8 protein-coding genes and 1 pseudogene are annotated in these 11,820 nt (G+C 72.1%); 8 read left to right on the forward strand and 1 reads right to left on the reverse strand.

Annotated features, from left to right (window positions below; all coding sequences use genetic code 11):
• Positions 1-2 precede the first annotated feature (2 nt).
• The 6 genes from ACFPCY_RS42110 (at position 3) to ACFPCY_RS42135 (ending at position 9,405) form a co-directional block, all read left to right on the forward strand.
• Complete coding sequence (locus tag ACFPCY_RS42110) at positions 3-932, forward strand: carbohydrate ABC transporter permease (protein ID WP_378265359.1); 930 nt, start codon at positions 3-5, stop codon at positions 930-932.
• Entirely contained in the window at positions 929-1,753 is an 825-nt protein-coding gene (locus tag ACFPCY_RS42115; protein WP_378265361.1) for a carbohydrate ABC transporter permease, read from the forward strand. Before ACFPCY_RS42110 ends, ACFPCY_RS42115 begins: the two co-directional genes overlap by 4 nt.
• Positions 1,750-3,747 (forward strand): beta-galactosidase, encoded by a 1,998-nt coding sequence (locus ACFPCY_RS42120; RefSeq protein WP_378265363.1) that lies wholly within the window; start codon positions 1,750-1,752, stop codon positions 3,745-3,747. The genes ACFPCY_RS42115 and ACFPCY_RS42120 overlap by 4 nt, the downstream gene beginning before the upstream one ends.
• A 2-nt stretch (positions 3,748-3,749) precedes the next feature.
• Positions 3,750-5,885, forward strand: a complete 2,136-nt coding sequence (locus tag ACFPCY_RS42125) for an MGH1-like glycoside hydrolase domain-containing protein (protein ID WP_378265365.1) — start codon at positions 3,750-3,752, stop codon at positions 5,883-5,885.
• Positions 5,886-6,056: 171 nt separating this feature from the next.
• Positions 6,057-7,733 (forward strand): ATP-binding cassette domain-containing protein, encoded by a 1,677-nt coding sequence (locus ACFPCY_RS42130; protein WP_378265367.1) that lies wholly within the window; start codon positions 6,057-6,059, stop codon positions 7,731-7,733.
• 295 nt (positions 7,734-8,028) lie between these two features.
• Positions 8,029-9,405, forward strand: a complete 1,377-nt coding sequence (locus tag ACFPCY_RS42135; RefSeq protein ID WP_378265369.1) for an aminotransferase class V-fold PLP-dependent enzyme — start codon at positions 8,029-8,031, stop codon at positions 9,403-9,405.
• 180 nt (positions 9,406-9,585) lie between these two features.
• Here the strand turns inward: ACFPCY_RS42135 and ACFPCY_RS42140 are convergent, their stop codons facing one another.
• Complete coding sequence (locus tag ACFPCY_RS42140; RefSeq protein ID WP_378265371.1) at positions 9,586-10,656, reverse strand: WD40/YVTN/BNR-like repeat-containing protein; 1,071 nt, start codon at positions 10,654-10,656, stop codon at positions 9,586-9,588.
• A gap of 365 nt (positions 10,657-11,021) precedes the next feature.
• On the opposite strand from ACFPCY_RS42140, the gene ACFPCY_RS42145 reads away from it, so the two are divergent.
• Entirely contained in the window at positions 11,022-11,489 is a 468-nt protein-coding gene (locus tag ACFPCY_RS42145; RefSeq protein WP_378265373.1) for a hypothetical protein, read from the forward strand.
• Positions 11,490-11,555: 66 nt separating this feature from the next.
• Positions 11,556-11,820 (forward strand): annotated as a pseudogene (locus ACFPCY_RS42150) (preprotein translocase subunit SecY); the annotation flags it as partial.

Consider the following 11,820-nt stretch of genomic DNA (forward strand, 5'->3'; position numbering starts at 1 on the left):
CCATGGCCGCACTGCAGACCGAGCCCGCGAGGCTCCAGCGTCCCGCCGCGGCGGACGCGCGGCGGCGTGGCCGCCGCCGGTTCCGGCTCGCCCACTGGTGGTTCACCGGCCCGGCGACCGTCCTGTTCGTGGCGTTCTTCGCCTATCCCCTCGCGGCGAGCCTCTACCAGAGCTTCACCGCCGACCAGGACGGCGCGACCGTCTGGGTCGGGCTCCGCCAGTACCGGCGGATGGCCGGCGACCCGGTGTTCCTGGAGTCGCTGGTCAACACCGCGCTGCTGCTGGCGATCCAGGTGCCGGTCATGATCGGGCTGGCGCTGGTGCTGGCCGGGGTGCTGAACGCGTCCTGGCTGCGGTTCCGCGGCGGCTGGCGGCTGGTGTACTTCCTGCCGGCCGTCACCACGCTCGTCGCCTACTCGGTGGTGTTCCGGGTGCTGCTGAAGACCGACGGCGGCGCGGTCAACCAGCTCCTGGAGGACATCGGGATCGGCGGCGTGGACTGGCTGAACGACGCGACCTGGGCGCGGATCTCGCTGATCCTGTCGATCACGTGGCGGTGGACCGGCTACAACGCGGTGATCCTGCTGGCCGGCCTCCAGGCGATCGGCCGCGAGCAGTACGAGGCGGCCTCGATCGACGGGGCGGGCGCGGTCACCACGTTCGTCCGGGTGATCGTGCCGCAGCTCCGGCCGGTGATCCTGTTCTGCTCGATCACCTCCACGATCGGCACGCTCCAGCTGTTCGACGAGAACTACGTGCTGACGCGCGGCGGCCCGGACAACGCGACGATGACGCCCGTCCTCTACCTCTACAAGGTCGGGTTCGACCAGATGGACTTCGGCTACGCGGCGGCGATCGCCTGGGTGGTCGTGCTGCTCATCGGGCTGGTCTCGCTGATCCAGTTCCGGTTCCTGGGAAGGGGGTCGAAGTGAACCCGCGCATTCTGGGCCGTGCCGGCGCGTACCTGGCGCTGCTCGCCGGGGCGGTCGTCAGCCTCGTGCCGTTCTACTGGATGGCGGTCGCGTCGACGCACGACACCGCCGACCTGTTCGGGTCGCCGCCGCCGTTCCTGCCGGGCGGCGCGCTGATGGACAACCTGTCGCGGCTGCAGAGCGAGCACCATTTCGGACGCGTCGTCGCCAACAGCCTCGGCGTCGCGGTCGTCTACACCGTGCTCAGCTCGCTGATCTCCGCGATGTGCGGCTACGGCCTCGCGAAGTACCGGTTCCGCGGGCGGGGCGTCCTGCTCGGCGCGGTGCTGGCGACCATGATGATCCCGATGCAGGTGCTGCTGGTCCCGCTGTTCCAGATGATGGCGAACCTCGGCTGGACCGACACCTACCAGGCGGTCGTCCTGCCGTTCCTGGCGAACGCGTTCGGCATCTTCCTGATGCGGCAGGCGTTCCTCGCCTTCCCGGACGAGCTGATCGAGTCGGCCCGCATCGACGGCGCGGGCGACCTGCGGATCTTCTACCAGGTCGTGCTGCCGGGCGTCCGCCCGCAGCTCGGCGCGCTGGTCATCTTCACCTTCATGAGCCAGTGGAACAGCTTCATCTGGCCGCTGCTCATGCTCAACACCGAGGACAAGTTCACCGTGCCCATCGCGCTCAACCAGATGATCGGCCTGTCCCACGTGGACTACTCCGGGCTGATGCTGGGGTCGTTCGCCGCGACCGTCCCGATCATGATCGTCTTCTTCGTGTTCCAGCGGCAGTTCGTGGCGGGGCTGCTCGGCGGGGCGGTGAAGGGATGAGCCCGGCACGGGACCGGGGCCTCACCCGGGTGGAGGGGCTGCTGTACGGCGGGGACTACAACCCCGAGCAGTGGCCCGAGGAGGTGTGGGCCGAGGACGCGGCGCTGATGAAGGAGGCCGGGGTCAACCTGGTCACGGTCGGCGTGTTCTCCTGGGCCAAGCTCCAGCCCGGCCCGGACGCATGGGATTTCGGATGGCTGGACCGGCTGCTCGACCTCCTGCACGGGCACGGTCTCGCGGTCGACCTGGCCACGGCGACGGCCTCGCCCCCGGCGTGGCTCGTGCGCGCGCATCCCGAGGTGCTGCCCGTGCGGGCGGACGGGGTGCGGCTGGAGTTCGGGTCGCGGCAGCACTACTGCCCGTCCTCGCCGGTGTACCGGGACGCGGCCGTCCGGCTGGCGCGGAAGATCGCCGAGCGGTACCGGGACCATCCCGCGCTGGCGCTGTGGCACGTCCACAACGAGTACGGCGACCACGTGACCGAGTGCTTCTGCGAGGAGTCCGCCGCGGACTTCCGGCGGTGGCTGCGGGCCCGGTACACGGACCTGGACGCGCTGAACGCGGCGTGGGGCACGGCGTTCTGGTCGCAGCGGTACGGCGCCTGGAACGAGATCGAGCCGCCGCGCGACGCGCCCGGACCGGTCAACCCGACGCAGACGCTCGACTGGCGGCGATTCTGCTCCGACGCGCTGCTCGCCTGCTACCAGGCCGAGAAGGACGTGCTGGACGAGGTGTCCCCCGGCGTCCCGGTGACGACGAACTTCATGTCGATGTTCAAGCCGCTGGACTACTGGGAGTGGGCGTCGCGCGAGGACTTCGTGTCCGACGACGCCTACCCCGACCCGGCCGATCCCGAGGCGCACGTCACGGCCGCGATGAACTACGACCTGATGCGCTCGCTCAAGGGCGGCCGGCCGTGGCTGCTGATGGAGCAGGCGCCGTCGGCGGTGAGCTGGCGTCCGGTGAACGTGCCGAAGCGTCCGGGGCTGCACCGGCTGTGGTCGTTGCAGACGGTCGCGCGCGGCGCCGACGGCGTCATGTACTTCCAGTGGCGAGCCTCGCGCGCGGGCGCGGAGAAGTTCCACAGCGCGCTGCTCCCGCACGGCGGGACGTCGTCGCGCGGCTGGGCGGAGACCGTCCGGTTCGGGGCGGAACTCGCGAGGCTCGGCCCGGTCGCCGGCACCCGGACCGAGGCGGACGTCGCGATCGTCCTGTCGTGGGACTCTTGGTGGGCGCTGGAGCAGGAGGACCACCCGTCCGCGCGGCTCGACCTGAAGGCGATCGTCGCGTCCTGGTACCGGGAGCTGTGGCTGCGGAACGTCGCGGTCGACTTCGTCCCGCCGGACGCCGACTTCGGCCGGTACAAGGCCGTCCTGCTGCCGAACCTGTACCTGCTGCGGACGGACACGGCCGAGCGGCTGACCCGGTTCGTCGCGGGCGGCGGCCATCTGGCCTGCGGGTTCTTCTCCGGGATCGTGGACGAGCACGACCACATCCACCTCGGCGGCTACCCGGCCCCGCTGCGCGACGCGCTCGGCGTCGTCGTGGACGAGTTCTGGCCCGTGCCCGACGACGCGTCCGTTCCGGTCGAGGGCCCGGACGGCCCGCTCGGCGCGGCGACGCTGTGGAGCGAGTGGCTGGACGTCACGACCGCCGAGCCCGTCGCGTCCTACGGCGCGGGTCCGCTGGCCGGACGGCCCGCGATCACCCGCAACGCGCACGGCGCCGGCGTCGGCTGGTACCTGAGCTGCCACCTGCCGTCCGCGCTCGGCCCGGTGCTGGACGCGGCGGGCGTCGAGCCGGTGCACGCGACGCCGCCGGGCGTCGAGGCGACCCGGCGCGGCCCGTACCTGTTCCTGCTGAACCACACGGACGCCGTGTCGCGTGTGAGCGGTTTGTCCGGTATTGATCTACTGTCCGGCGCGCCGGTCGAGGGCGGGCTGGAGCTCGGCCCGCTCGGCGCGGCGGTCCTCCACCCCGCCTCGGAAAGGTGACCATGCGCAGGTCCCTGAGCGCCGCCATCGGTGTCGTCGCTCTCCTCCCCCTGACGGCCGTCCCCGCGCACGCGAGTCCCGCCCACCGCGGTGACTACTCCAACGTGCTGGACCTGCGCGGAACGCCGACCACCTCGGAACCGCCGGAGTTCAACGACATCAGCGTGTTCTCCGACCAGGGCGCGTGGCACGCCTACGCCCTGCCGAAGGACCCGGCGACGTACGGCGGCTTCACCGGGCCGCTGTACATCGCGCAGGAGTACCCGTGGTGGCTGAGCAAGGCGTTCAGCCGCATCCGGCTCAGCGAGAACGGCCGCCCGATCGACCTGTCGCGGACGACGCCGAAGCTGTCGTCCCTGCCCGGCCTGCTGCGGCAGGTGTACGAGCTGGACGGCCTGAAGCTGACCCTCGAACTGCGCTTCGGCAGCGCGCACACCGCGCTCGTCCGCGCGTACGTCGAGAACACCGGCCACCGGGCCCGGACGCTCCGGGTCGGCTGGACCGGCGAACTGCTCCGTCCGGACGCCGAGCCGATGAAGAGCGCGCCGTCGCTCAAGGCCACCGGGAACGGCGTCCAGGTCGACTTCGCCAAGGTCCGCAAGACGTGGGACTACCTGACCGACGGGACGGAACGGTTCCAGATCGTCCACGCCGAGCCGGTCCGGACGACCGTGAACGGCGACTCGTACAGCACCGACCTGGCGCGTCCGGTGACCGTCCGTCCGCGCGGGACCAGCGCGCTGACCTGGGCCGAGACCTACACGTTCAACGACGCCGAGCGGCGCGCGGAGGCCCCGGCCGTCGCGGGAATGCTGCGCTCGCCCGAACGCGTCGCCGCGCGCGGCGACGAGCGGTGGCGCGGATACGTGGCGCGCGTGACGCGCGGTCTCCCCGCCGACCGGCGGCGGCTCGCGGTCAAGTCGGTCGAGACGCTCGTGTCGAACTGGCGCGGCCCGGCGGGCGCGATCAAGCACAACGGGATCACGCCGTCCGTCACCTACAAGTGGTTCAGCGGGCTGTGGGCCTGGGACACCTGGAAGCAGGCGGTCGGGACGGCCGCGTTCGACCCGGCGCTCGCCCGCGACCAGATCCGCTCCATGTTCGACTACCAGATCACGCCGAGGTCCAAGGACCGGCCGCAGGACGCGGGCATGATCCCGGACGCGGTCTTCTACAACACCCCGGCCGAGGGCGGCGGCAACTGGAACGAGCGCAACAGCAAGCCGCCGCTCGCCGCCTGGTCGGTCTGGCAGGTCTACCTCAAGGACCGCGACGCCTCGTTCCTGCGCGAGATGTACCCGAAGCTCGTCGCCTACCACGACTGGTGGTACCGGACCCGCGACCACGACCACAACGGCCTCGCCGAATACGGCGCGACCGTCGACCCCGCGAACGCCACCGAAGAGGACCGGCGGCAGGCCGCCGCCTGGGAGAGCGGCATGGACAACGCGCCGCGCTTCGACGCGTCCCTCGGCGTGAAGATGCTCGCCAACACCGACGCGTCCGGCAAGGTCGTCGGCTACTCGATCAACCAGGAGTCGGTGGACCTCAACGCCTACCTGGCGGCCGAGAAGCACTACCTGGCGCTCATCGCGTCCCGCCTGGGCAAGTGGTCGGACGCGGCGCGCTTCGAGAAGGACTCCGCCAAGGTGGCCGGGCTCGTGCGCGCGCGCATGTACGACGCCAAGACGGGCTTCTTCTACGACTCGTCCATGTCCGCGGACGGCGGCAAGACGCTCACCGGACGCGGACGCGGCATCGAGGGCGCCATCCCGCTGTGGGCGGGCGTCGCGTCGAAGCAGCAGGCCGCGTCCGTGCGCGGCAAGCTGGTCGACCCGAACGAGTTCGCCACGAAGGTCCCCTTCCCGACCGTCTCGAAGAGCTCGCCGTACTTCCAGTCCACCAAGTACTGGCGCGGACCCGTCTGGATCGACCAGGCGTACTTCGCCCTCACCGGCCTGCACGCCTACGGCTACCGCGCCGACGCCCGCACCCTCGCCGACCGCCTCCGCACCAACGCGTCCGGCATGCTCGGCGACCGTCCGCTCCAGGAGAACTACGACCCGCTGACCGGCGCCCCCCTCAACTCCCCCAACTTCAGCTGGTCCGCCGCCCTGCTCCTAGCCCTCCCCGACTGACCCACTCCTTCCCCTTCCGTCCCCGCCCTCGGCCTCGGCCCGCGCCCGGCTAATTAGCCGGGCGCGGGCCGCCCTCTTCAGCCGGCCCTTGCGACAGACGAGTGCGGGCGGCGCGGACGCCACCGGCGCGCGGTCTCCCTCGGCGGGCGCGCGCCGGTTAGGTTCGTGGGCATGACCACCGAGGTGACGGGAGCGCGGATCACGGCGCGGGCGGTCTCGCGCCGGCCGATCCTCTCCGGGATCAGCCTGGACGTCGCGCCGGGCGAGCTGCTCGCGATCATCGGCGGCAGCGGGGCGGGCAAGACGACGCTGCTGGAGTCGCTCGCCGGGATCCGGCCTCCGGACGACGGCGAGATCGTTCGGGACGGCGGGGCGGGGCCGGTCGGCTTCGTCCCGCAGGACGACATCGTCCACCGCGAGCTGCCGCTCGCCCGCACCCTCCGGTACGAGGCGCGGCTGCGGCTCCCCGCCGGGACGGGCCGCGCGGAGATCGAAAACCGCGTCGCGTGGGTGCTCAGCGCGCTCGCCCTCACCGACCGGGCCGAGCGGCGCGTCGGGTCGCTCAGCGGCGGCGAGCGCAAGCGGGCGAGCATCGCGGTCGAGCTCCTGACGCGTCCGCCCGTGCTCTTCCTCGACGAGCCGACCTCAGGGCTGGACCCGGCGACCGCCGCCGAGGTGATGCGGCTGCTGCGCCGGCTCGCGGCGTCCGGGACCACGACCGTCCTGACCACGCACAACCCGCCGGACGTGGACTTCTGCGACCGGATCGCGGTCCTCTCACCGGACGGGCGCCTCGCGTTCACCGGCACCCCCGCCGACGCCCTGGCCCACTTCGGGACGGCGACGATCTCCGGCATCTACACCGCGCTGACCGGCGCGTCCGCGGCCCGGGACGAGCACCTGCCCCTCCCCGACAACACCGCCAACACAGGGTCCGCATCCCCGTCTCCATCCCCGCCCGCGTCCGCGTCCGGGGCTGCGTCCGGGCGGAGGATCGGCGCTGCGCGACAGTGCGGGCTGCTCGTCCGGCGCACGCTGGACATCCTCGTCCGCAACCGCCTGACGCTGGCGATCCTGGCCGGATCGCCGGTGATGGTCCTGGCGATGTTCGCGCTGCTGTTCAAGCCCGGCGCGTTCTCCCCCACGCACCCGAACCCCGGCACGACCGTGATGATCTTGTTCTGGATCGCGTTCGGCGGGTTCTTCTTCGGCCTCACCTACGGCCTGCTCCAGATCTGCACCGAAGCGGCCGTGCTGCGCCGCGAACGGCTCGCCGGGCTGAGCGCGACCGCGTACGTGCTTTCCAAGGCGGGCGTGCTGCTGCCGCTGCTGGTCGTCGTGGACGCGCTGATGCTGGCCGTCCTGCGCGGCCTGGACCGGTTGCCCGCCGCGAGCTGGACCGCGTACGGCGAGGTCATGGTCACCCTGTCTCTATCGTCGGCGGCAGCGCTGGCCCTCGGCCTGCTCATCTCGGCAGCGGTCACCGATCCCTCGCAGGCGACGCTGGCGCTACCGATGCTGTGTTTCCCGCAAGTTCTGTTCGTGGGCGCGATCCTGCCGGTTCCGGTCATGGCAGCGGGCGGACGCTGGATCAGCTACGCCATGTCGAACCGCTGGGCCTTCGAGGCTCTGGGCCACAGCCTCGGCGTCCGCTCCCTCTGGGCATCAGGCGCGTCTCCCCTGGGTCCTCCGCTGCTCGCGTCATACGGCTCCACCTTCGACCGCGCCCTCTGGGTCGACTGGACCGTCCTGGCCGCCCTGACCGTCGCCTCCCTGGCAGCCGCGATAGCAGTGGTGACCCACCGCGCCCCCCGCCTCCCTACGACCTCCACCCCCCTGCCCAGCTAACTTCGTCCGCCCACCGAACGGCCCACAAGCGAACGAACGACCACACCTCCCGGACGGCCGAGCCCGCCGACCGCCCGCCCCCAGGGACCGCCCACCCAGGGACCGCCCACCCTCACGGACGGTCGGACTGTTTGCCTGCTGGGCGCCTCCGTCCACCATGCGTTTCGGCTGGCGGACGGCCGGGGCGACAAAGCGGTCGGGGATGGGGGGATGGGCCGGGTCGCGCGAGCTGAACAATTTCCGCCGTTTTATCGTCATAAGGTGCGCAGGTCCCGGTGTGCCGGAGGTGCTCCAGATGGACGTGTTCGACGAGGTACGCAAGCGCGAGTTCGCCCGGTTGGACGACACGGGCCAGACTTATCTCGACTTCACCGGGGCCGGCCTCGCGCCGCGCCTGCTGATCGACGGCCACCACGACCGCAATCTGCACGGCGTCTTCGGCAATCCGCACTCGGAGAACCCGTCCTCCCGAGCGTCCACGGACCTGGTCGAGCACGCCCGCGCGGCCGTCCTGCGGTTCTTCAACGCCGACCCCGACGAGTACGCGGTGATCTTCACGCCCAACGCGACCGGAGCGTGCCGCCTGGTCGGCGAGGCGTACCCCTTTCGGCTCGGCGCGCGGCTGGTGATGCTGCTCGACGACCACAATTCGGTGAACGGCATTCGGGAATTCGCGAAAGCGCGCGGCGCGCACGTCCGGTACGTCCCGCTGCGACCCGGTGACCTGCGCGCGGACGGCGCGACCGTCCGATCGGCGCTCCCCCGCCGCCGGCGTTCTCCCGGCCTTTTCGTCTACCCGGCGCAAAGCAACTTCACCGGCGTCCAGCATCCGCTGGAATGGGTCACTCTCGCGCAAGGACGCGGCTACGACGTGCTGCTGGACGCCGCTGCGTTCGTCCCGGCCAATCCGCTGGACCTCAGCGCCGTCAAACCCGACTACGTGCCCGTGAGCTGGTACAAGGTCTTCGGCTACCCCACCGGCGTCGGATGCCTGGTCGCGCGGCGCGCGGCGCTCGCCCGGCTGCGCCGCCCCTGGTTCGCGGGCGGAACGATCCAGGCCGTCAGCGCCCTCGGCGGCTGGCACGTCATGTCCGGCGACGAAAGCGCCTTCGAGGACGGGACGCTGAACTTCCTCTCCATCCCGGACGTCGCGGAGGGCGTGGAGTGGATCGGCGAACTCGGCATGGACCGCGTCCACGCCCACGTGGCGCGCCTGACCGCCCGCCTCCTGAACGGCCTGGCCGCCCTTCGGCACGCGTCAGGACGCCCCATGATCCAGATCTACGGCCCCGGGGACGTCCGCCGGCGCGGTGGAACGGTCGCTTTCAACGTCCTGAACCCGGACGGCCGCATAGTGGACGAGCGCGTCGTGGCCCGCGACACGGCCGCGCACGGCATCTCCATCCGGACGGGCTGCTTCTGCAACCCGGGCGCAGGCGAAGCGGCGTTCGGCATCGACCTGCCCCTGCTCCGCGCCGCCGCCCGCACCCGAGCCCGCACGCTGGACGAATACCTCGACCACCTCGGACTGCCCAGCGGAGGAGCGGTCAGAGCGTCCCTAGGCGTCGCCTCCAACACCGCCGACGTGGACCGCCTTCTCGCCTTCCTTGCCGAGACCTACCGCAACCACTCCCCCGGCAAAGAACCCCTAGACCCCCGCGAGCGCTGCTGACCCCCAAAGACCCCAGCCGCTCATCAAGTCTCCCTCTCGAGCCGCAGTCCCCGAAAGCCGCCCAGCCCCAACCCCAGCCGGACGGACCGAGCAGCGCAGCCGGACGGGCGCCACAGCCGGACGACCGGAGCGTCGCGGCGCAGCCGGGCGGGGTGGTGGGACGGGGCGGACGGGGGTGGGTCAGTGGGTGAGGTGGGCTATGCGGCCCTTTTCGCCGGAGGCCCAGCACGTGGTGGGGGTGCAGGAGACGGTGTCGAAGCTGCCGGTGTCGAAGCGGGTCCAGGTGCGGCCGTTGTCGCGGGACAGGTCGCTGCCGGTCGGGCCCACCGCCAGGAGGAGGGGGCCGAAGTACGTCACGCCGGAGCGGTACTCGGCCGGCGGACGGGGGGCCAGGCGCCAGGTGCGGCCGGCGTCGGTCGTGGTGGCGGCGGCGTTCGGGGACGGTTCGCCCGGCCGGTAGTCGCCGCCCACCGCCACGCCGTGCCGGGCGTCGCGGAAGGCCAGGCCGAACACGCCCTGGGACGCGCCGCTCGGCAGCGGGGAGTTCGTCACCGTCCAGGTGCGGCCGCGGTCCCGGCTGTGGAAGACGCGGGAGTGCTCGCCGCCGCCGGTCGCGATCCAGGCGTCCCGGGAGCCGCGGGAGATGAGGCACTGGCCGCTGGCGGCGAACGCGGCCTCGCCGGGCAGCGCGGCGGGCATTCCGGCGTTCGGGAGGACCTTCCAGCTGCGACCGCCGTCGGAGGTCGAGATGATCCGGAACTTGCCGTCCACCGGGTCGCTGACCGCGAGGCCGTGCCTGCGGTCGAAGAAGGTCAGGCAGTCGTAGAACGCCTTCGGGTCGTCGTTGGTGAATCCGGTCGTCCAGGTGCGTCCGCCGTCGGACGTCCGGTACACGCGGGACGCGTCGCCCTCCCCGATGGCCAGGACGACGGCGTGGTCGGCGTCGAACGCCTCGACGTCCCGGAACTCCAGGCCCGCCGCGTCCGCCGGGGCGACCTTGGCCCAGGTGCGCCCGCCGTCCACGGTGCGCAGGACGGTTCCGCCGCTGCCCGCGGCCCAGGCGGTGTGCCGGTCCACGGCCGCGAGGCCCCGGAACCGGGCCTGCACGCCGGTGTCGGTGAGCTTCCAGCCGAGGTGCGGGGCCTTGCCGTGGGTCGCGGCGTGGGCCGTCCCGGCGAGGCCCGCGGTCAGGGTCGCCGCCGCCAGGCCCGCGATCGGGAGTTTCCGGACGATCTTCCGCGTCAGAGTCATGGCGCGGAAGGTAGCGAAGCGCGATCTTTCCGTAAAGGGGCGCCCCGGTCCGGCTCCCTGCCCAGGGACGCCGCCCGGACGGCTTCCCCGTCCAGGGGCGTCGCCCGATCTGGCTCCTCGTCCAGGGATGCCGCGCAGTCCGGCTGTCTCGTCCAGGGGGCGCTCGGTTCGGGTGGCGGGCCGGGGCGGCGTTCGTGTACGGGTAGTGGCTCGGACGGGGTGGGGCGGGGGCCGATGAGTAGCGCGGGTGGCGGGCGGCCGGCGGCGGGAAACGGGGCGGCGCCGGGCGGGTCGGCTGTGTGGACGGTGCTCCCGGCCGCCACTAAGGTGTGCGCTGGACGACACGCGAGCGGACGGAGGTGGACGTGGAGGGCACGACGCCACGTCACCGCAGGCTGCTCATGCTCCTGGCGGGCCTGTTCGGCCTGGTCACGACCGTCGCGTCCGCGCTGCCGGGCGGCATGGCCGGGGTCTCGCCAGAGAGTTCCGCCACCGCGTCCGGCCTGGCCGGGCAGGAGTGCGCGAGCCACGCGGGGCGGCACTGCGACCAGCAGCGCGCCGCCCAGCGCAGCGAGGCCCTGCGGGCGGGCGCGGCCTTCTACCACCGGTACTATGCGGCCGTCCTGTCCCGCCACCAGGCGCGGACGGGTTCGGACGCGACGGTCGGGCCCGAGGTGTCCGCCGTACGCGCGGCCGTCAGCGGACCGGTCACGGCGTCCGCCGCGCGGGCCGGACGACCCGTTCCGCCGCCGCGCGACCACCGTCCGCCGCCCGGACCCGGAACCGGCACGACCGACCCGGTGCGCGGCCCGCCGTCCAGCACGGATCTGTAGCAGCCCTGTCCCCGTCCGCGGCCGCCCAGGAGAGGCGTCGCGGCTTGATCCGTATGGAGCCCATCCGTGCTCACGGCCTTCGCCCGGGCGTTCCGAACCCCGGACCTGCGCAAGAAACTGCTCTTCACGATCTTCATGATCGTGGTGTTCCGGATCGGCCAGAACCTGCCGACCCCGAACGTCAACGTGTCCGTCCTGAAGTCCACCGCCGACGCGGCGAAGAAGTCCAACCAGCTGTACGGGCTGGTGGACCTGTTCTCCGGTGGGGCGTTGCTGAAGCTGTCGGTGTTCGCGCTGGGCATCATGCCCTACATCACCGCCTCGATCATCC

The sequence above is a fragment of the Actinomadura gamaensis genome, from assembly GCF_042652125.1.
In the GTDB taxonomy this organism is placed as follows: domain Bacteria; phylum Actinomycetota; class Actinomycetes; order Streptosporangiales; family Streptosporangiaceae; genus Spirillospora; species Spirillospora gamaensis.